The sequence below is a fragment of the Viridibacillus arvi genome, from assembly GCF_001274945.1.
GTDB classification, from domain to species: Bacteria; Bacillota; Bacilli; order Bacillales_A; family Planococcaceae; genus Viridibacillus; species Viridibacillus arvi.
Genome location: NZ_LILB01000009.1, coordinates 212,765 through 233,001, shown reverse-complemented (window position 1 = coordinate 233,001; position 20,237 = coordinate 212,765). Strand labels below are relative to the sequence as shown.

Genomic DNA, 20,237 nt, shown 5'->3' with positions numbered 1-20,237 from the left:
TATATTATTGTGCGATTAATTCAAAATCACCTGAATTTGTTCGGGATTTCACGATCGGGTTTCCGTTACCGATTTCGCCCACAATCCGATGATCTTTTTTCTCTTTAAAAGTCATACCAGAATATATTACTGTCGCATCTCCCGAATCACTCATGAAATCTACACTTAAATTATTTGCCTTGTTTTTCAATACTACTGCTGTATCTCCACTTGCAGTACTAAGCGTTATATTTTCATTCAATGTTTTTACTAATACGGCAATATCGCCAGAGCTAGTTTTGGCTGTAATATCTCCCGATAAATAATCCGCCGCTATCTCTCCCGATGTACTATTCATTACTATGCTCTTTGCTTTTACATCCTGAGTACCTATATCTCCACTAGATGTAGTTAATTTTGCTTCACCATCTACGGTAATACTTTGACCTGTAACATCTCCTGAAGTTGCATCCATTATGACTTTCTTCGCTTGCATATCTCGGACGCTTATATCCCCACTAGAAGTAGTTAATTCTATGTCACCATCAACAGTAATATTATTCCCAGCTATATCACCTGAAGCGGTATGAATAGCTAACCCTTTCGTAGCAATATCTATATACGCTACATCACCTGACGAAGTATTCACTGATATTTTTTCATAAGTAGCTTTAGGCAATGCTACTTTTAAGTGGACTGACCCTCTATTGAAACTAAAAAATGAGAATGATCTTTTAAATTTCGCTTCAGCTACAATAGTGCGATCAGTTTTCTTTACATCTAAAGAAGCTTTCTTTGCCAAATTAGGGTTTGCTCTCCCTGATATAGTGAAAACCGCTTTGTCCCCTTTACTTTCAACGACTTCAATGTCAATCGACGAGCTTAACAACTCAATCGCATCTATATCTGTTACCTCAATCTCCTTCTCGATAATCGCATTTTTCATTTTCATTCCACTAAAGTAGTTAAAGCCACAAACTATAATTATTGCTATTAAGAATATACTTATCATTACTTTCTTCATTACAGCACCTCTTTCCTTTATTTTACTATAACAAAAAGAAAGATATACCATATCAGACCAGAGATGTATTTAAACAAGGTCGCTAGATGTAAAAAAATCCTGCTCTAAGTTATACTAGAGCAGGCTTTCATTAAGTACATTAAATTTCAGTTAGTTCTTGTGATGTTTCAGTGTTATAAACATCTTTATCTAATTCACCTGTCACGCGTGCAGTTGCAACACCTGCAGTCATTGAACCATTTACATTTAACGCTGTACGACCCATGTCAATTAATGGCTCAACAGAAATTAAAACGCCTGCAAGAGCTACTGGTAAATTCATCGCTGATAAAACGAGAATTGCAGCGAATGTTGCACCACCGCCAACACCTGCCACACCGAATGAGCTAATTGCTACTACAGCAATCAATGTTAAAACGAAAGATGGTTCTAGTGGGTTAATTCCAACGCTTGGAGCAATCATAACAGCAAGCATAGCTGGATAAATACCTGCACAACCATTTTGACCAATTGACAAACCAAACGAACCTGAGAAGTTTGCAATCCCTTCTGAAACACCTAAACGATTTGTCTGTGTTTGAATATTAAGTGGTAATGTACCTGCACTCGATCTTGAAGTGAAAGCAAATAATAATGTCGGCGCTACTTTTTTTACATAAGTAACTGGGTTTAAACCTGACGCAGTCACAATCAATAAGTGAACAATGAACATTACGAACAACGCTACATATGAAGCGATAACGAATTTCCCCATATTGTAGATTGCACCAAAATCTGATGTTGCAACTGTTGCTGCCATAATAGCCAAAATACCGAATGGAGTTAAACGTAAAACAATTTTCACAACACCCATTACTAGTGCATAAATTGCATCAATTCCAACTTTTATTGTATCGGCTGTCTTTTCGTCCTGACGCTTAACTGCTAAATAAGCAAATCCTAGGAACGCTGCGAAAATAACAACTGCAATTGTTGAAGAAGAACGTGCACCTGTTAGATCTAAAAATGGATTAGCTGGAAGCAAATCTATAATTTGTTGTGGTAATGTTTTTTCACTTATATCTGCTGATTTCGCAGTAATATCTTCACCACGTTGCATTTCCGCATCACCTTGTACAATTTGCGATGCATCTAATTGAAAACCTACTGCTGAAGTAATACCTACTGCCGCAGCTACTGCCGTCGTGCCAACTAATATGAATAAAATAAGTCCAGCCATTTTACCAAAGTTTTTGCCGATAATCACTTTCGTAAACGCCGAAAGTATTGAGATAAAGACTAATGGCATTGCAACCATTTGAAGTAATTTTACATATCCCGAGCCAATGATACTAAACCATCCAACAGAATCCTCCAATACTTGTGCGTCAACTCCATACGCAAAATGTAAGATTAAACCGTATGCAATTCCTAAACCAAGTCCAGCAAATACCCGCTTTGAAAATGATATATTTTTGCGGTGCATAATAACTAATAAACCAATGAGTAGTAAAAGTACTACAACATTGAGTAATGTCAATAAAGTATCCATAGTAAATCCTCCTATATAGAATAACAGAATGATAAATATATAGAATACCATAAACCATTAATACCTATCGGTCAAGTAGGTTTTAAAGAAACTTGTAGGTAGACTTTATATTCTTCTTTCTTGCAGATTTATAAGATATACTAAAGAAAAGAAATAATGGAAGAAGGTGTAGCGTATGGTTGTAACATTATTTTCATTTATGGTATCCCTCATCTTATCGTTGAACATCTTATTAGCAATCCCCATTATATTTTTAGAACGACGTGAGCCTTCCTCGACATGGGCTTGGATATTAGTCCTTTTCTTTTTCCCAGTAGGCGGTTTCATACTATATTTATTATTAGGTCGCAAATTACGTAAAAAGCACCTTTTCCGATGGGAAGGTCGCAAGAAAATTGGGATTGAAAAACTAATCGATTATCAAATGGAGGCAATTGAAGATAGTACGTTTGAATACCGTTTAGATGATGCAGCTCATTATAAAGATCTTATCTATATGCACCTCAGTACAAATCATGCCGTACTAACACAAGATAACTCTGTGAAGATTTATTCTGATGGTGCTGAAAAATTTAAAGCCTTGCTAAAAGATATTGAAACTGCAAAGGACCATATCCATATTCAATACTATATTTTCAAAATGGATAACTTGGGAAGACATATATACAATGAATTAATAAAGAAAGCAAAGCAAGGAATACAAGTAAGAGTATTATATGATGAGATGGGTTCTAGAGGAGTACACAAACGACATTTCAAGGAGTTGATAGAGGCCGGTGGTGAAGTGGAAGTATTTTTCCCATCAATTTTACCTCTCATTAACCCCCGTTTGAATTACCGAAATCATCGCAAGCTTGTTATAGTGGATGGTCGGACTGGATACATCGGCGGGTTTAACGTCGGTGATGAGTATCTTGGATTAAACAAAAAATTTGGTTACTGGCGTGACACACATTTACGTATAGAAGGAAGTTCTGTACATCCACTTCAAACTCGCTTCATTTTAGACTGGAATCAAGCATCTGATAACCAGGATATTGAATATTCTGATCGATATTTCCCTACTTTTTCCCGTAAAGGTGAAGTTGGTTTGCAAATAGTTTCTAGTGGTCCTGATTCAGAATGGGAACAAATTAAAATCGGCTATGTAAAATTAATTGGTATGGCTAAGAAGTACGTTTATATTCAAACACCATATTTCATTCCTGATGATAGTTTTATGGATGCAGTTAGGATTGCTTGTTTATCAGGAATTGATGTGCGTATTATGATTCCTAACAAACCTGATCATATGTTTGTTTACTGGGCAACCTATTCATATATTGGGCAACTCATTAAAGCTGGGGCTAAAATCTACATTTATGAAAATGGCTTCTTGCATTCAAAAATGATCGTTATTGATGATGAAGCCTCCACAGTAGGTACAGCTAATATCGACTTCCGTAGCTTCAAACTGAATTTTGAGGTAAATGCATTTATCTATGATCGAGAAACTTCCCATCAATTAGCAGAACTATTTGAGCAAGATATGCAGTTAAGTACAGAATTAACACCTGAAAGATACGCTAACCGTTCTCGTATTATTAAAATGAAAGAATCAATATCTCGGTTACTATCACCAATTTTATAAACAATAAAAGCCTTCTGAATTTATATTCAGAAGGCTTTCCTATTGTATAGTATTTTATTTTTCGATTTCTAAGTATTCTTCTAATGTACTTTTATTTTTATAGATATCTTTAGCAATATCTTTACCTACATAACGGAAATGCCAAGATTCATGCATATAACCTGTAACATCTTCTTTTCCTTCTGGATAGCGCATGATAAAACCATATTTATGGGCATTTTTTTCAAGCCATTGCCCTGCTGCAGTTGTACCGAAACCTTCATCGGCAAAAAGCTGTTCATTTCCTACCTCACCGATATCAAAAGCTAACCCTGTTTGATGTTCAGAATAACCAGGACGAGCACTATATGTATCTGCTGCCTCTTTGCCGTCCCTATTTACATAATTCGCATACAACTCAACTTGACGATCATAAGAACGATAAGTACTAAAAGCATTAAAAGTATATCCTTCAAGTACAGCAGCAGCATTTAATTCTTCAAAAGCTGCACGTGCTTCAGGATCTTCACCTGGAGCAAAATCAGCAGGTAAAGGATACCTTTTACTCGCGATTAACAGATCGCTTATATAAGTTGCTTCTTTAGGAAGTTCTTGTCCCACAATATAGCCACCAGCATCACGTTCTACTTCTTGTTCATTTTTTGGGGGATCTTTCTTTTCTAAATCCTCTTGGAATGTTTCAGTTGTTTTTGATGATTGTTCATCCTTATTTTCGGTATTTTCATTTCCACAACCTGACATCATCAGCGCAAAAACGGCAAATGAAGCCATCATCTTAAATGGAAATTCGATATGGTTATTTTTACTCATTACAAATCAATACCTATCCTTCTTTTGTATATTTTTCATCACTTTATAGTGATCCTATTGAATTACCAATTACCAATTCTCTTTTATATAGACGATTTATTTGCAGTAATGTTTCGTTTAACAATAAAAACGATATCTAGCAATCGCAAGATACCGTTTCATAATAAGGTTATATGAAATTCACTACTAAAATTGCTAACGTAGCTACACCGAAGAAAATAGACATTCCTCGCATCCATTTTGCCTCTTTTTCAAAACCTTTTTCCTTAAAATCTTTTGCTCTAAATCCATTTGTCACGGTGAACATTAATGTCATGAAGAGTATAGCTACATTAAAGTTCTGTTTAATGATGAAATATAGAGCCAATAAACTCGTAATGACAACAAGTACACCGGTAATTTGTTTTGCTTTCAAAGTATTTTCCTCCAAAAAAATCGGGACACTATCTGCCCCGATCATTGTATTACTATTCTGCTGCTTTTTCTGGATGTTGCGAATAGAACTTACGACCAAGGTATGTTTGGAATATTAAAATCGCACCGCTGACAGACCAATAAAGTGGTAATGCTGCCATACTAGAGAATGAGATGAACATAATCATAATTGGTGAAATATACATCATCAATTTCATTTGCGATTTTTGCTGTTCAGGAACAGTCCATAACGATACTTGTGCTTGAACGAAATAAATCGCACCAGCAACCAAAGTCATAATAATATCTGGTTTACCTAGGCTAAACCATAAGAATTGATGGGCTTGAACCTCAGTTGAATAAAGGATTGCATAATAAAGACCCATGATGATTGGCATTTGTATCACTACTGGTAAACAACCCATATTCAATGGATTGACTCCATGTTTACGATATAAACCCATCATTTCTTGTTGCAATGCCATTTGTTCTTCTTTTGTTTTTGCTGCTTTTAATTTCTTTTGGATATCATCCATTTCAGGTTTTAACTTATCCATTTTCGTCTTCATACCTTGTTGATGCTTATAGTTTTTAAGCATAAACGGCATCAAGATAAGTCGAATAAGAACCGTAATTAAGATGATCGCCAATCCGTAACTATCTGTAAATAACGTATTTCCAAAGAAATCTAAAACAAATTCCATTGGCTTTACGAACAAGCTATAAAAAAAGCCTTCTTGGTTTTTCACTGAATCACAACCAGCTAGCACAAATGGCGTTAAACCAAGCATTGAGAGTAACCCAAGTTTCTTCTTCAATTTTCTCACCTACAATTTCTCAAACTATAGTGAAGTATACCTTAAATATAAGGTACATATCAAATCAAAGAAGAAGCAAACTATCAATATTTTCAAATATTTCGGTCTGGCAGTTGAAAACGAAAGTACTCGTGATTTGGTTGATCCCTAAAGTGCTTTGGTGTCAGCCCCACATACTTCTTGAAAATACGTGTATAGTAGCTCTGGTTACAGAAGTGAAATTGCTCTGAAATATCTGAAATACTTTTATTTGTATGCCTTAAGTAATACTGCGATTCTTCTACACGTCTTACGTTCAAATACTCTACTAATGTAATTCCCACATGCTCCTTAAAGATACGCGACAGATGGCTTGTACTGATTGTAAAGTACAAAGCAATATCTTCTACGGATAAGTCTGTCTCCACCTCATCATCGATAAACATAATGACTTTATTGACGGTTTGATGCTTGTAAGAAGGTTGTTTTCTTTCAGAAATCACATAAATATAGAACTCTATTAAATCATCCGCAAACTGCAAAAATTCTGCATCATTCATACGTTGATCAATCATCTCAACGCAAGCGGCGTTAAAGGCAAATGCCTTTTTAGATGGTGCCTGGTTTTCAATAAGCCTTCTGGTGACTACTGATGAAAGTACAACAAAATAATGCCTGATTGCTCTGAAAAAATGCTTCCCTGATCGCTCTGATAGTATATCGATAAGACGACGCAAAGATTCCTTAGAAGCTTCAGCCTCTAGTTGATAAATCTCTCTCAACAATTGGGACTCAATTTCAAAAAATCTTTCAATACCCTCATAACGGTTCATCGTTTCAATCTCTTGGAAATACCTCTTTGAAATAGCTTCTGAAATAGAATATTGGTGTTGTAGCATATACTCCCCATCTTTCTACAATATGCGCATGTTTTATAATAGACTTTAAATAACTATATAACGAAATTGGTAATATGAAAATAGTTTTATGCCTTTCTAAGCAAAATTTGTAAAAAAAGATATTATAGGTCGTTATTCTCACTAATTTTACAGGTGATTTATATATATTATACATAATTTATCCATTAATAATAATTAAAGGGCATATTTTTTATTCATATTGGCATGTAAGCTACAATTCTTTACAAACTCTTATGACAAAACTATAGTATGAACTAAGCATAGTATGTACCTTTTGTTTCACCCAAAATTCAACAAATAATTTTTCAAAATTCCAATCATTCTATTTACTTAAATTCCTCTTTAAACTATAGTAAAATGTTAGGAAAGAACTTAAGAATGGAAAGAAACGGGGTAAGGATTTATGGATCCACGATCTATCGAGGAATTGATACAGATTATTAAGGAGTTTTTCCCTGATAACACTTCAATCGTTATTTCAGATACTGAAGAATACTTATATTATCAGCCAAGCAAAAAAGTTGATTTAAAAATCAAACCGGGTGATTTAATCCCTGAAGGTTCAGCAACTCACCAAGCTCTTCGTTACGGACAAAAAATCAATTCATTTATCGAACCTGAAGTGTTCGGCGTTCCTTACTATGGAATGAGTATCCCGTTAATGGAAGAAGGGGAAACCAAAGGGGCTATTACAGCTATTTTTCCACAAAAGCCATCTCCTTTCCTTACAAACTACATTACGATTAAAATTGATGACTGTTGGTACCCTGTCAAACATAAAGAGGTTATCTATTTAGAAACTCAACTACGTAAAACTTTTGTGAAAACAATGCACAAAGAAGGCTACCATCGTTTGAACTTAAGTGATCTAGAGCTTTTCTTATCTCCGGACTCTTTCATCCGTTGCCATCGTTCATACATTGTTAATATCGATTTTATTGAAGAAATCCAACCAGATTCTCATTCAACCTTCTTATTAATTATGAAAGATGGGACAAGAATTCCTGTCAGTCAACGTTACGCAAGCTATTTCCGTCGTTCACTGGGATTCTAAGTAAACATAAGAAAAAGCTGTCTTTTAAGGCAGCTTTTTCTCGTTCATGCACTTTTTTTCTCTTTCGAGCTAGTTTTAAGCCTTTTCATGCTTTTTTCGAGCAAATGTGACAATTCGATGATAATATAAAAAATAGGTATAATATTCATTCCTGGCTATTTTATAGAAACAGAAATTTTATGTAATAATGATTAAAAAGCATTCATTAAGCAGAGAGGATGATAGTAATGACAGTAAAAATCGAAGAAAGACTTCGTCATGCAGAACTTGCGAAAAAGGTAATTACAGCTGAGGAGGCTGCATCTTTCATTCAAGATGGTATGGCACTAGGTCTAAGTGGCTTCACACGTTCAGGAGACGCAAAAGCAGTACCAATGGCTTTAGTAGAGCGCTCTAAAAACGAAAAGTTCAAAGTTGATGTATATACAGGTGCATCTCTAGGATCTGATATCGATACTATTATGTCTGATGCTGGTATTATTGGTAAACGTGTACCTTTCCAATCTGATAGCGCTATGCGTGGTCATATTAACAATGGTGACATGTACTATATCGATCAACATTTATCTATTACTGCTGAGTACTTACGTCAAGGCGCTATGAAAGGCGTAGACGTAGCTATCATTGAAGCAGTAGCAATTACTGAAGATGGTATGTTAATTCCAACTACTTCTGTTGGTAACTCACCAATTTTCGTAAAAACTGCAGATAAAGTAATTATCGAGTTAAACCTTGCTTCTTATCCAGCTCTTGAAGGTATGCATGATATCTACATTCCAGATAATCAAGGTGAACGTGGTCCAATTCCACTGTTAAATGCTTCTGATCGTATCGGTACAATCGGTATTCCTTTAGATTTAGATAAAGTCGCTGGTATTGTCATTACAAATCAAGAAGACTCTGAATCTGCAATCGTACCACCAGATGCTGAAACAGATCAAATTGCTTCTCACTTACTTGGTTTCTTACGTAACGAAATTAAAGAAGGCCGTTTAACTGAAGAACTTGCTCCAATGCAATCTGGTGTTGGTTCAGTTGCAAACGCAGTGCTTCACGGTATGTTAGATTCTGAATTCAAGGATTTAGAAGTTTACTCTGAAGTTTTACAAGATGCTGTATTCGACTTAATCGATGCTGGTAAAGTAAAATTTGCTAGTGGTTGCTCTACAACACTTTCTCAAGAGAAAATGGAATCTGTTTATCACAATTTAGAAAAATACAAAGAAAAAGTATTATTACGTCCACAAGAAATTTCTAACCATCCAGAATTAATCCGTCGTATGGGATTAATCGCGATTAATACTGCTCTTGAGCTTGATATATACGGAAACGTAAACTCAACTCACGTAAGCGGTACGAAAATGATGAATGGTATCGGTGGATCAGGAGACTTCACACGTAATTCTCGTGTATCTATCTTCGTTACTAAATCATACGCTAAAGGCGGCAAAATTTCTTCAGTAGTGCCATTCGTATCTCACGTTGACCATACAGAACATGACGTAGACGTAATTGTAACTGAACAAGGTTATGCTGATTTACGCGGACTTGCTCCTCGTGAACGTGCAGCACTAATTATTGAAAACTGTGCTCACCCCAAATTCAAATCTGCATTAAATGCATATGTAGAAGAAGCAAATGCACGTGGTGGACAAACTCCTCACGTATTAGAAAAGGCATTTGAATTCCATACAAACCTTGCTAAATACGGTCAAATGTTAACTCCAGAACTTGAAGAAGTAAAATAATAATTCAGTTCTAAAAGAGGCTGTTCAAATCTTTGAAATTCCGAAGATTTGGGCTCCTCTTTTTTGTATTTATTGATACAAAAATAAAGCCAACCGTAAGTCAAATTACGGTTGGCTTTTATAATATTATTTTTTTTTATCATCTGCAGGCTGTTCAGGATCGTCAAAAGAATTATCTTGTCCATCATCCTGCACCTCTGCATTATAATATTGAACGCTAGTTAGCGCCCCTTCATCTACCATTCTAGAATCACCCTCGTCATAAGGGTTTGGGTGTCCTGCTTCAGTTAGCTCAGAATAATTGTGTTTTTGCGCTTCAATAAATGAATTTACTTTTACCTTTGTATTATTGAACGCCACTACCGCTTTATCACGGTTTTCTTTTTTTCGGAAATATGCATACGCACCTGCTGCTATACCAGCGATCACTAAAGATTTACCTTTTGCCATTGAACATCATTCCTTCCAATATTTTGTTCCATCATACTATGTTATTTACCTTATATCCAAATAACTAAACATGACATTTCAATTCACCTTGCAAAATACTACTATTTTTTTCGTTTACACACCATATCTATATGAGGTAAACATTCCATAATATATTCCTCCGAAACAGCCTCAAACCCAAATGCACCGTAGAATTTTTGTAAATAGGCTTGAGCTTCTATAAATAGGTCTGCTTCTGGCCAATTGCGTTCTAGAATTGCCATTACTCTTTTTATGAGTTCTTGTGATAGCCCTGTTCCTCTGGCTTCTGGTAAAACGATTACCCGTCCAAATGAAGCCATCTCAAATTTTTCGCCTGGTGGTACAATTCGTGCATAAGCAATTAGTTTGCCGTCCTTTTCATATGTTACATGTACACAATTTTGATCATGGTCATCCAGATCTGCATAATATGCCTTTTGCTCAACTACAAATACGTTTATGCGCAATTGCAATATGCGGTATAGATCTGTTGTTGTTAACTCATCAAATGTCTGTTCTTTCCATGCCATTATATATCACTCCTTAGTATTCATTATTTCACATTTTCTATACCTTTTCGACCCAATTACTACTTAGTAAACAAAAAAATCGGACAATTTTGAAATAGGTTCAAGAATAGTTCACATTGCTTTTCCCACCCTATTCAAAAAGATTTTAAAGTTCTCTAAGAATATTACACCTAGAGATAATTAATATTATCACTATATTATTACTTCGATAATAAACGCGTTTCTAGTAGGATTGATTGGTTCATTCCTTGCAATGCTAACGCATAAACAGATTTACGAACCCAATCTTAATCTGCAAGCAATACCTGAAGATATTCATCACATACTTTTGAGCTAGTACAAGGAAAACTGTTTCATCAATAAATAAAAAGAGCTCTCAGTTTTTTACTGAGAGCTCTTTTGTTCTATTCATTTACATAAAAAGTATCAATTTCTTCAACTTTTGGCTTTCTTACAAAACTCATGATTGCTGCAATATAAAATAGAATTGCAGTTAGTGAGATAATTCCTGCACATACACCTGCTAATATAAAGAAAGTGCCTGCTACATTTTGTTTATCACTCTTTCTAATATACACGACACCTAAAATGCCTAACACAAGCGATACTACTAATAGAACAACACCAAGCCATCCAAAAGCATTTATGTAAGTTGGCATATTATCAATTAAAGTAGTTGCCGCTTCAATCTCTCCTGCAGTTAAATTAGGATCATTTTGCATTTCTGACAATACTCCATCTGTGAATGTTGAATCATTCGCAAACGTTGAGATACCAAACATCAATATAGCAAGTGCAATAATTACAAATACATTTAATACAGAACCAATAATACCTAAAGCCATTTCTCCAGTTCTCTTCATCTAATCACCTCTTAATTATCATTTCTACTTACTATACGATTTTCCTTTAATTTGGTTTCACTTTTATTAAAAACAGCCCACTAAATTTTTAGTGAGCTGTTTCGCTAAACCTACTGTTCAATTGTATGAAAGTAATTATATTTTAATATCATCATATGCGTTAGATTTTTCAAAAGAAGCTACTACATAGGTGCAAACAGCTTCAATCTTGAAATCTTTTTCTCTAGCATAATCAGCCGCACGATCTAATAGTTTTTTAGCAATACCTTGTCCACGTAATTTCTCGGAAACAAATGTATGGTCGACAACCATAATATCCCCTAATTTTGTCCAACAAATTTCCGCTAATAGTTCATCATTTTCTTTGTACTCAAAAGCGAATTCTTCGTTGCCACGATTATTAAATTGAAATTCCATATTACACACCCCTTTTTTAATTTAGTGTAGCACAATTTATTCTGACAGTGTTAGCGGTCGCAATTTCGCTTCAATTTTTTCACGTTGAGGCTCTAAGAATGGTGGTAATGCTAATTGTTCCCCTAAACTTTCAAGAGGTTCATCTGATGTAAAGCCCGGCTCATCTGTTGCTAATTCAAATAAAATACCATTTGGTTCACGGAAATAAATTGAACGGAAATAAAAGCGATCTACTTTGCCTGAAGTATGGAAGCCATACTCTCTCAATTTTTCTTCCCATAAATCATACTCTTCAAAAGTATTTACTCTGAAAGCGACATGGTGTACGCTTCCTCTACCTGGGCGTTCACGTGGAAGATCTGGCCGTTCTTCAATATGCACTTCAGCACCGGCACCACCCTGACCTGTTTTATAGACAATAATATCTGGCATATTAGGTATAGCTGATGGATATGTTCCCACTTTATCAAACCCCAAAACTTTCGATAATACGGTTTCAGTTGGCGTTGCTATACGGACAGTTAATGTTACAGGTCCTAACCCAACTATCGCATACTCTGCTGGTATATCCGTTTCTGTCCATGCTTTTCCATAAGGGACACCTTCCCCATTATCTACTACAAGCATTAATCGTGAGCCTTCAAAATCCCGAAATGTTAGCGTTTGGCGGCCGAATCGCTCCATCACCTCATCATGCTCTACATCTAATTCTTGAAAGCGATTCATCCAATATTGTAATGCTTCTTTAGATTTTATTCGAAAAGCAATGTTGTTAATACTTGAAACCCCTGGATGAGTACGACCTGCTACTGGAATATCAAAATACGTCATATCTGATCCAGGTGTACCGACTGCATCCGCGTAAAATAAATGATATGAAGATGTATCGTCTTGGTTAACTGTCTTTTTTACAAGACGCAACCCTAAAATTTTCGTGAAAAAATGATGGTTTTTTTCTGCACTAGCTGTAATTGCTGAAACATGGTGAATTCCTGCTAAATGTAATGACATATAAAATGCCTCCTATTATATAAAAAATCGCTTTTAATATATCTCGAATTCGAGATATTTATTACTCACATATTATCACTCTAATATTTCTATTGCAATTACAATGCTCAATTAATTTTCCACCACATAAAAAGACAACTTCATACCGATGGTACGAAGTTGTCTCTTAAATTGGCATTATCAGCTCTTAGTTAAAAATACCACTAATACCGTCCATTATATTTTGGAAAAAGTTTTTTACACTTGCCCAGAAGCCTGTATCGCTCTTAATATCTTCTGTAATACTACCTAGTTTATCTTTTATTGTACTACTTAAGTCCTCTAACTGGCTTCCCCATTTACTAAAGTCGATATCTAAGTTACTGATTTTATTCATCAAATCAATTAGTAATTGACGATCCTTATCGTTTAAATTTATCTCTAATTTGCTAAGTTGTTCGTTTACTATCTTCTCAACATCTTCTTTTGTTGCTGGTTTTTGTTCTGCAATTTGCTTTTTAATTTCAGTTAATAATTGACTTACTTTCTCATCATCAACACCTGAATTTTGTGCTAAATCTGTTGCGACAGAAAGTTCTTCATTCGCCACATCTGTACGTTCTGTGTCAAGCTTTTCTCCAGTAGTTACTTCATATGCTTTATAAATTCCTACAAGTGCAGAGTGTCCTGTAACTGCTTTTGGAGCTGCTACTTCTACTACCGCATCCTCAATACCAGCTGTTAACATAGCATTTGAATACATATCTGATGTTACTTGCGTAATATTTTGTGGTGTTACGATATTAATGACTAATCCCGCTCCAGCATCTTTACGCGTAATCTTCGCTGATGAATACATGCGAGAACGTGCATCACCATCTGAGATGTACTTTACTAAATCCGCACCTGTTACTGTAATCTCTTCTACTTCCGCTTCACTTGCTACATCTAGACTTTTCTTTACGCTTTCTTTTTCTGTATCTGATAGGTTGCCACCGTATACAACGATTGGCACTCCTAATTTTTCATTAATCCCTTTTTTTGTTGAAGTATCAGTTGTGCTTGCAAAACTAATAGATGGTGCTACAACTGAAGTTGTTAAAAACATTGCCGTTAAAACGGCTAAAAATTTCTTCTTCATCTTTTCTTCCTCCCTCATTTACATGTTATTCATATACATTATTAGAGTCGATTTTTTCATAATGATGCGTTCAAGAACAATTATTAGTAATGAGACATAGGAAAACTGATCATGTAACTACATCATTGCATTATTTTGATGGCAATTGCTGTAACTATAATTTAATTTTCTCACCTCTATGTATTAATACGAAAAAAAGGAGCAAAAAGTTTCTGAAAGTATGGAAACTTTCTACTTTTGCTCCTTCAATTTTAGTCTTTAAGTTCTGTCCAGCCATCTACTTGTGTAATTCGACCGGCCTTCATTAATGTTCCTAAAGCACGTTTAAATGCTGCTTTACTCATATGGAACATCTCTTTAATTTCCTCAGGTGACGATTTATCTCCGAATGGCATTTTACCGCCAACTTCTTGTAAGTAAGCGAAGATTTTTTCAGCGTCATCTGATAGACGTTCATACTTACGTGGCAACATTGAAGCGTTGATCGTACCATCTTCTTTCACTTCAATTACACGTACTGAGATATCTGCACCAAGGCGAGGCTCTGCATTACGCTCTGATTCGTGTACGAAAATACGATAAGGCTTATCTACGCCAATAAGGAAAGTTCCAACTGGCAATAAACGATACGGACGAGCAATAATATTTTGGTTGAAAAGTTCTGGTTCTGCATCTTCATACATTTCCAATACCTTTTCTTCTGTAGCAAGTCGTCCGAATAACCCTCCATCACGATCTGTGCGCAACGTGATGAATAAATGATTACCTGGCTCTGGCCATAGCGGCTTAAGCTTCGGTAAGTCTTCCGCTGGTACCAATACTTCTCTTGAAGTACCAATATCAACATAAGCACCATCACGATCTTTTACATGTAATACGCGTGCCCAGCCGTATTCATCTTTATTAATATTAGGTATAGCTGTTGTAGCTGATAGATTTCCTCTACGGTCAGCGAATAAAAATACCTCAATTTTACTGTTTAATTCTAAAGGCTCCGTTACTTCCGAAATATTAAGTGGAATATCAACAAAATCATTAGTAAGAATATACTTTGAATCTTGTTTTTCTTTCACAAATAGTTTAACGATATCGCCTGATTGTAATTCTGCCATACATCTAGCTCCCTTCATATGACATATCATTCACTTTGCTGAGTTTTTAACTCCTCAAGCTGTTGAATAAATGCAGGATTTTCTTCCATTACTTGTATAAGATCTGCAATACGGTCTATGGAATTCCAACTCAAATGATGCTCGATTCCTTCAACATCATTGTAAATTCGTTCTTCATCTACACCAATTAGTCTTAAAAAATTCTCTAGTAGATCATGTCGTTCTACTAAACGCTTGCCTAGCTTGGAGCCTTTAGGGGTCAACATGAGGCCTCTATAACGTTCGTACACTAAGTAACCATCTTTATCAAGCTTCTGAACCATTTTGGTAACAGAGGAAGGAAGAACTGACAATGCTTCAGCGATATCCGAAACGCGTGCATAGCCCTTTTGATCAATTAATAAATAGATTTGTTCGATGTGGTCTTCCATACTCGGTGTCGGCATCTCATGTCCCTCTCTTTCCGTATCCTACTCTATAGTTTACTACAAGCACTAATAAAACGTAACCTATATCAGAGGATTGTCTTTTAATGTCCAGATTTATGGCTGACAATGTGAATTGCATGAATAATTTGTCTATTGATTTGTTCAATACTATCGGGTGTCTTTAAAATAGCGTACACTTTCTCACGTTCTTCTTTTGTTGTCACAAAGTGATTATCTAAATGATTCAACGTAATAGCACATATATCTAATTCACATTTTTGACAGCGACAAAATGTTGGATAGTCAGGACCATGAATGGTGAACGACACAAGCCCTCGCACGATTTCTTCAGTTACGTTCAACAATTGTGCTTCTTCTGTAACTGGCGAGGTATTCATTTGTTCCGTCATATTATCTCTCCTTCAATTACTTCCGACAATTCCCTTATGTTTAAGTTTTTAAATAAGGGGAATTGTTTATGCATAACAACAAAAGGGGTGTTCCTAATGGGGAAACTGCTATGGTGGATTATCAGTATTTTAATCGTATTTTGGTTACTTGGCTTTCTTTTTAAAATCGGCGGCGGTCTCATCCACATTATCTTAGTTCTTGCAGGTATTCTGTTCTTCGTTCAGTTACTGGCAGGAAGGAAATCATTATAACATTCGAATGCCAATGCGTAAACGCATTGGCATTCGTTTTTTTTATTGTGTTTTCGCGTATATACAAGTATCTCGCAATGCTTTACCGTTAGCAGAAAGGGAATCATTTTTAAAGATACCCTCTAACTGATACTGTGCTCGTTCAGCAACGGCCCGACTACGAAGATTTTCAGTATCGCAACGAATTTCTATACGTGCTGCGTGTAACTCTTCAAAAGCGAATTGTGTAATTCGCTCGACTGCTTCTGTCATATAACCCTTACCTTCATGACGTACATCTAACCAATAGCCAATTTCAAATTTCGGAATATCCCAATCGATTTTGTGTAAACCAGAGCTACCTATAAATTCCCCTGTTTCTTTCAAAAATATATGCAATCTCAATTCTTTTCTAGCAAAAAAATCTGCAATAGCTAGTCGAATATTCTCTCTTGTCTCTTCAGATTTAGGCAAAGTTTGCGCCCAATGCATATACTGTTTTAATGAACTTGCTGATTGAATAATCGAATCCCAAACTACTTCGGCATCTTCCATAAGTGGCATACGTATTATCAATCTTTCAGAATTAAATGAGTTAGGGAAGTCCCAGTTTTTTTGGAAACGAACTTCCTCTTTCACTTTTTCATCATCCCAACTAACTGGCGTTGTTTTACCTTCTAAAAAGTCTTCACGAGTGATGCCGTATGTGACAGCATCGTAATATGCATATTCTTTTGGCACAAACCACGCTTGTCTTAAATGTGCTTCTTTTAAGAAACCTGCACGTTCAAACGTTTTGCGCATAGGGAAGTTATCTTGTCGTGTATGCCCTTCAAGACGAATTTTCTTTTCAGGCATACGAAATACATAATCTGATATAAGTCTTAATGCAGCAGTTCCATGCCCTAATCCTCGCCAATTCTCCGCAATACGTAAGTCAAAAAGGGGTATTTCATCTTGTAAATCATAGATTTTCACCATACCTACCTTTTCACCTTCATTGCTTTCTAACCAGAACGTCTTCACTTCTTCTGATTCGTAGCCACCCTCATCAATCGCTTTTTCAATTAGTTCACGACCAGGATGAGAATTGACGTGATACGGCCACGTATTCATCGTCATAAAATGAATTAACTGCTCCTGTTCCTCCATTGTCCACTCTATTAGTTTCACAACACTCGACCTCCGATTACACGATACCGTTATTTCTGCATGCGCATTAAACGTAACGAATTTAATACTACTAGTAGGGTTGCACCCATATCTGCAAAGATAGCAATCCAGAGTGTCAACCATCCTGGAATTATTAGAAGTAATGCTATCAATTTTAGCCCTAATGCAAACATAATATTTTCTTTAACAATTCGCAACGTTTTTCGACTAAGTCTTATCGTATATGGCAACTTTTCAAGGTCATCAGCCATTAATGCGACATCCGCTGTCTCTAATGCTGTATCTGTACCAGCACCACCCATCGCAATACCAACTGTTGCATTCGCTAAGGCAGGAGCATCATTTATACCATCACCAACCATAGCAACAGAACCATACTGTGACTGTAATTCCTTCATTGCCTGTAGTTTATCTTCAGGTAATAATCCAGCACGAATATCTGTTAACTGAAGCTCCTGTGCTATCGCTCGGGCTGTGGGCTCAGCATCACCAGTTAGCATGACCGTATGTGCAATACCATTGGCGCGAAGTTTTTGAATAACACTTACACTATTACTACGAACTTTATCCGCTATTGCTATAGAACCAAGGAAAGTTTCCCCAGACATTGCAGCAATGACAGATTTCCCTTCTTTTTGAAGATTGCTAATAGCAGATTGCATAGCTTTAGGAACACTTACGGTTTCTTGAATCCACGTTAAACTCCCTACAGAAATACGTGCACCCTCTATTTCCGCATAGGCTCCCTTACCTGTAACAGATTGGAATTGCTCTGCAATAGCTGGTTGTACTTTGTGTTCTCTAGCATATTGTAAAATCGCTCGAGCTAACGGATGCTGTGATGACTGTTCCACTGCAGCTACTAAACGAATCAAAGTTTCTTCCGTTATATGATCCGCTACTAATACATTTGTTACCTCAGGAACACCGTTTGTTAAGGTACCTGTTTTATCAAAAGCAATTGCCTTTATACGCCCCAGTTGCTCTAGATGAACTCCACCCTTTATAAGAACTCCTTGTCTTGCTGCGTTTCCAATTGCAGTAACGATAGCCACTGGGGTTGAAATAACAAGTGCACATGGGCAACCTACTACTAAAACAGCCAACCCTTGATATATCCAATGATTCCAATCTCCCAAAAATAGCGGTGTTACAAATGCCACTAATAGAGCGATTAAAATAATCAGTGGTGTGTAATATTTTGCAAACTGATCTACAAACTTTTGGGCAGGAGCTTTTTCTGCCTGGGCTTCTTCTACTAAATGAATAATTTTCGCAATCGTTGTATCTTTTACATGCTTCGTAACAACGATTTCTAATGCGCCCTCTTCGTTCAATGTTCCAGCAAATACTTCGTCACCTATTTCTTTCTTCACTGGAATAGATTCACCCGTAATTGGAGCTTGGTTAACACTTGAAATACCACTTTGTACTTTACCGTCCATAGCAATCTTTTGACCGGGTTTAACAATTAAAATATCACCAATTAGAATGTCCTCTGTAGCAAGTTCTACTAATTGATTACCTCTGCGTACCATTGCAGTTGCTGGTGCAATATCCATCAAACTACTAATTGACTGTCTGGCTTTATTCATTGAATACGCTTCTAACGCCTCACTAACAGCAAATAAAAAGACAACAACTGCCCCTTCTTGCCATTCACCTATTATTGCAGCTCCAATAATCGCAATCGTCATTAACGTTTTCATATCAAATTCTAATCGGAATAAATTTTTAAATCCTGTTTTGAAAATATCATATCCACCAATCACTATGGCTAATAAAAATAGCGCAATTGCTGGTAAATAATCATCGCCTTTAAACGATGCTATTAAATAGCCTGCTAAAACGAATACTAACGAAATACCAGCTAAAATATTTTCTTTCTTTTTAAAAAAGGGAGTATTTTTCTCTACCCTTTTGTCATCTGCACGTTTAATTTTTATGCCATCAAAGGCACCTGCTTCTTCAAGTTGCTCTATTGATGCTTCTCCTATTACAGTGAGCTTAGCTGCTCCAAAATTCAATTGGACTTCTTCTACTGTAGAGATATTTTGAATGTTTTTCTCAAACTTTTTTGCACAACTTGCACAAGATAAATTCTGCAATCGATATTCCTGTTGCTCACTTTTCTTCAATGCAATCCCCTTCTTTCGAATGTTCATATGCAATTTTCACAAGCTGTTCAACATGGTCATCCGCAAGTTCATAATAAATTAGTTTTCCCTCGCGATGTGATTTTGCTAAAGCATTTTCACGTAAATAGCGTAAATGATGTGAAGCTGTGGCTGTGGATGAACCAATAATGGCTGCTACATCACAGACACACAATGATTTTTCAATTGTTAATGCGTATAGAATCTTTAATCGTGTTTCATCTGAAAATGCTTTAAAGAATTGGGCTAACTTCTGCAATTCAGGAATTTGACTTTGTACTCGTTCTACCGCTTCTTCATGTACTTTAGTTACTTCACACAAATCTTTTTGCATCTTGTACCTCCTCATTCAAACATCCATTTGATTGTTGATAACAGTATACATTTTTTACATATATTATTCAAATA

22 protein-coding genes are annotated in these 20,237 nt (G+C 36.0%); 4 read left to right on the top strand and 18 right to left on the bottom strand.

What is annotated here, in order from left to right:
• Positions 1–4 precede the first annotated feature (4 nt).
• On the bottom strand, positions 5–1,003 hold the full coding sequence (locus tag AMD00_RS22330) for a DUF4097 family beta strand repeat-containing protein (protein WP_053419198.1): 999 nt from the start codon (positions 1,001–1,003) through the stop codon (positions 5–7).
• Positions 1,004–1,142: 139 nt separating this feature from the next.
• The gene (locus AMD00_RS22325; RefSeq protein ID WP_053419197.1) at positions 1,143–2,534 is read right to left on the bottom strand and encodes an L-cystine transporter; all 1,392 of its coding nucleotides are present in this window, start codon (positions 2,532–2,534) and stop codon (positions 1,143–1,145) included.
• A gap of 175 nt (positions 2,535–2,709) precedes the next feature.
• Here AMD00_RS22325 and cls point away from each other — a divergent pair, with 175 nt between their 5' ends.
• Positions 2,710–4,164 carry a cardiolipin synthase gene (gene cls / locus AMD00_RS22320; protein ID WP_053419196.1) on the top strand — a complete coding sequence of 485 codons (1,455 nt, stop codon included), beginning with the start codon at positions 2,710–2,712 and terminating at the stop codon, positions 4,162–4,164.
• A 54-nt stretch (positions 4,165–4,218) separates the two neighbouring features.
• Here cls and AMD00_RS22315 read toward each other — a convergent pair whose 3' ends face one another.
• The 4 genes from AMD00_RS22315 to AMD00_RS22300 all read right to left on the bottom strand — a co-directional run bounded on the left by AMD00_RS22315 (position 4,219) and on the right by AMD00_RS22300 (position 7,084).
• Positions 4,219–4,974: a M15 family metallopeptidase gene (locus tag AMD00_RS22315; RefSeq protein WP_053419195.1), complete on the bottom strand. Its 756-nt coding sequence runs from the start codon at positions 4,972–4,974 to the stop codon at positions 4,219–4,221.
• Positions 4,975–5,143: 169 nt separating this feature from the next.
• On the bottom strand, positions 5,144–5,389 hold the full coding sequence (locus AMD00_RS22310) for a hypothetical protein (RefSeq protein ID WP_053419194.1): 246 nt from the start codon (positions 5,387–5,389) through the stop codon (positions 5,144–5,146).
• A 52-nt stretch (positions 5,390–5,441) separates the two neighbouring features.
• The gene (gene yidC, locus AMD00_RS22305; protein WP_053419193.1) at positions 5,442–6,206 is read right to left on the bottom strand and encodes a membrane protein insertase YidC; all 765 of its coding nucleotides are present in this window, start codon (positions 6,204–6,206) and stop codon (positions 5,442–5,444) included.
• A gap of 92 nt (positions 6,207–6,298) precedes the next feature.
• Positions 6,299–7,084, bottom strand: coding sequence for an AraC family transcriptional regulator (locus AMD00_RS22300; protein ID WP_038185997.1), 786 nt, complete (start codon positions 7,082–7,084; stop codon positions 6,299–6,301).
• A 424-nt stretch (positions 7,085–7,508) separates the two neighbouring features.
• Here AMD00_RS22300 and AMD00_RS22295 point away from each other — a divergent pair, with 424 nt between their 5' ends.
• Positions 7,509–8,159, top strand: a complete 651-nt coding sequence (locus tag AMD00_RS22295) for a LytTR family DNA-binding domain-containing protein (protein ID WP_038186000.1) — start codon at positions 7,509–7,511, stop codon at positions 8,157–8,159.
• Positions 8,160–8,386: 227 nt separating this feature from the next.
• Entirely contained in the window at positions 8,387–9,907 is a 1,521-nt protein-coding gene (locus AMD00_RS22290) for an acetyl-CoA hydrolase/transferase family protein (protein ID WP_038186003.1), read from the top strand.
• Between the two features lie 126 nt (positions 9,908–10,033).
• Here AMD00_RS22290 and AMD00_RS22285 read toward each other — a convergent pair whose 3' ends face one another.
• From AMD00_RS22285 to AMD00_RS22245, 9 genes are all read right to left on the bottom strand, one after another.
• Positions 10,034–10,357 (bottom strand): hypothetical protein, encoded by a 324-nt coding sequence (locus AMD00_RS22285; protein WP_053419192.1) that lies wholly within the window; start codon positions 10,355–10,357, stop codon positions 10,034–10,036.
• Between the two features lie 101 nt (positions 10,358–10,458).
• A complete protein-coding gene (locus AMD00_RS22280; RefSeq protein ID WP_053419191.1) occupies positions 10,459–10,908 on the bottom strand; it encodes a GNAT family N-acetyltransferase in 450 nt (149 codons plus the stop codon).
• A 404-nt stretch (positions 10,909–11,312) separates the two neighbouring features.
• Positions 11,313–11,771 (bottom strand): DUF4064 domain-containing protein, encoded by a 459-nt coding sequence (locus AMD00_RS22275; protein ID WP_053419190.1) that lies wholly within the window; start codon positions 11,769–11,771, stop codon positions 11,313–11,315.
• Between the two features lie 135 nt (positions 11,772–11,906).
• Entirely contained in the window at positions 11,907–12,188 is a 282-nt protein-coding gene (locus AMD00_RS22270) for a GNAT family N-acetyltransferase (protein WP_053419189.1), read from the bottom strand.
• 36 nt (positions 12,189–12,224) lie between these two features.
• Positions 12,225–13,199: a ring-cleaving dioxygenase gene (locus tag AMD00_RS22265; protein ID WP_053419188.1), complete on the bottom strand. Its 975-nt coding sequence runs from the start codon at positions 13,197–13,199 to the stop codon at positions 12,225–12,227.
• A 187-nt stretch (positions 13,200–13,386) separates the two neighbouring features.
• Positions 13,387–14,319, bottom strand: coding sequence for a DUF1002 domain-containing protein (locus tag AMD00_RS22260; RefSeq protein ID WP_053419187.1), 933 nt, complete (start codon positions 14,317–14,319; stop codon positions 13,387–13,389).
• 251 nt (positions 14,320–14,570) lie between these two features.
• Complete coding sequence (locus tag AMD00_RS22255) at positions 14,571–15,431, bottom strand: CvfB family protein (RefSeq protein WP_053419186.1); 861 nt, start codon at positions 15,429–15,431, stop codon at positions 14,571–14,573.
• Between the two features lie 26 nt (positions 15,432–15,457).
• Complete coding sequence (gene mntR / locus AMD00_RS22250; protein WP_053419185.1) at positions 15,458–15,877, bottom strand: transcriptional regulator MntR; 420 nt, start codon at positions 15,875–15,877, stop codon at positions 15,458–15,460.
• 83 nt (positions 15,878–15,960) lie between these two features.
• Complete coding sequence (locus AMD00_RS22245) at positions 15,961–16,269, bottom strand: late competence development ComFB family protein (protein ID WP_245639582.1); 309 nt, start codon at positions 16,267–16,269, stop codon at positions 15,961–15,963.
• Positions 16,270–16,365: 96 nt separating this feature from the next.
• Here AMD00_RS22245 and AMD00_RS23345 point away from each other — a divergent pair, with 96 nt between their 5' ends.
• The gene (locus AMD00_RS23345) at positions 16,366–16,521 is read left to right on the top strand and encodes a lmo0937 family membrane protein (protein ID WP_157059314.1); all 156 of its coding nucleotides are present in this window, start codon (positions 16,366–16,368) and stop codon (positions 16,519–16,521) included.
• A gap of 42 nt (positions 16,522–16,563) precedes the next feature.
• Here the strand turns inward: AMD00_RS23345 and AMD00_RS22240 are convergent, their stop codons facing one another.
• From AMD00_RS22240 to AMD00_RS22230, 3 genes are read right to left on the bottom strand one after another with little or no spacing between them, the layout of a single operon-like run.
• Positions 16,564–17,673: a GNAT family N-acetyltransferase gene (locus tag AMD00_RS22240; RefSeq protein ID WP_053419184.1), complete on the bottom strand. Its 1,110-nt coding sequence runs from the start codon at positions 17,671–17,673 to the stop codon at positions 16,564–16,566.
• 29 nt (positions 17,674–17,702) lie between these two features.
• On the bottom strand, positions 17,703–19,838 hold the full coding sequence (locus AMD00_RS22235; protein ID WP_053419183.1) for a heavy metal translocating P-type ATPase: 2,136 nt from the start codon (positions 19,836–19,838) through the stop codon (positions 17,703–17,705).
• Positions 19,798–20,163: an ArsR/SmtB family transcription factor gene (locus AMD00_RS22230; protein ID WP_053419182.1), complete on the bottom strand. Its 366-nt coding sequence runs from the start codon at positions 20,161–20,163 to the stop codon at positions 19,798–19,800. Before AMD00_RS22230 ends, AMD00_RS22235 begins: the two co-directional genes overlap by 41 nt.
• Positions 20,164–20,237: the final 74 nt, after the last annotated feature.

Bases quoted from the DNA above. Each gene is read 5' to 3' on its own strand.
- AMD00_RS22330 (WP_053419198.1), bottom strand. From the start codon at position 1,003: ATGAAGAAAGTAATGATAAGTATATTCTTAATAGCAATAATTATAGTT.
- AMD00_RS22325 (WP_053419197.1), bottom strand. From the start codon at position 2,534: ATGGATACTTTATTGACATTACTCAATGTTGTAGTACTTTTACTACTC.
- cls (WP_053419196.1), top strand. From the start codon at position 2,710: ATGGTTGTAACATTATTTTCATTTATGGTATCCCTCATCTTATCGTTG.
- AMD00_RS22315 (WP_053419195.1), bottom strand. From the start codon at position 4,974: ATGAGTAAAAATAACCATATCGAATTTCCATTTAAGATGATGGCTTCA.
- AMD00_RS22300 (WP_038185997.1), bottom strand. From the start codon at position 7,084: ATGCTACAACACCAATATTCTATTTCAGAAGCTATTTCAAAGAGGTAT.
- AMD00_RS22295 (WP_038186000.1), top strand. From the start codon at position 7,509: ATGGATCCACGATCTATCGAGGAATTGATACAGATTATTAAGGAGTTT.
- AMD00_RS22290 (WP_038186003.1), top strand. From the start codon at position 8,387: ATGACAGTAAAAATCGAAGAAAGACTTCGTCATGCAGAACTTGCGAAA.
- AMD00_RS22285 (WP_053419192.1), bottom strand. From the start codon at position 10,357: ATGGCAAAAGGTAAATCTTTAGTGATCGCTGGTATAGCAGCAGGTGCG.
- AMD00_RS22280 (WP_053419191.1), bottom strand. From the start codon at position 10,908: ATGGCATGGAAAGAACAGACATTTGATGAGTTAACAACAACAGATCTA.
- AMD00_RS22275 (WP_053419190.1), bottom strand. From the start codon at position 11,771: ATGAAGAGAACTGGAGAAATGGCTTTAGGTATTATTGGTTCTGTATTA.
- AMD00_RS22270 (WP_053419189.1), bottom strand. From the start codon at position 12,188: ATGGAATTTCAATTTAATAATCGTGGCAACGAAGAATTCGCTTTTGAG.
- AMD00_RS22265 (WP_053419188.1), bottom strand. From the start codon at position 13,199: ATGTCATTACATTTAGCAGGAATTCACCATGTTTCAGCAATTACAGCT.
- AMD00_RS22260 (WP_053419187.1), bottom strand. From the start codon at position 14,319: ATGAAGAAGAAATTTTTAGCCGTTTTAACGGCAATGTTTTTAACAACT.
- AMD00_RS22255 (WP_053419186.1), bottom strand. From the start codon at position 15,431: ATGGCAGAATTACAATCAGGCGATATCGTTAAACTATTTGTGAAAGAA.
- mntR (WP_053419185.1), bottom strand. From the start codon at position 15,877: ATGCCGACACCGAGTATGGAAGACCACATCGAACAAATCTATTTATTA.
- AMD00_RS22245 (WP_245639582.1), bottom strand. From the start codon at position 16,269: ATGACGGAACAAATGAATACCTCGCCAGTTACAGAAGAAGCACAATTG.
- AMD00_RS23345 (WP_157059314.1), top strand. From the start codon at position 16,366: ATGGGGAAACTGCTATGGTGGATTATCAGTATTTTAATCGTATTTTGG.
- AMD00_RS22235 (WP_053419183.1), bottom strand. From the start codon at position 19,838: ATGAACATTCGAAAGAAGGGGATTGCATTGAAGAAAAGTGAGCAACAG.
- AMD00_RS22230 (WP_053419182.1), bottom strand. From the start codon at position 20,163: ATGCAAAAAGATTTGTGTGAAGTAACTAAAGTACATGAAGAAGCGGTA.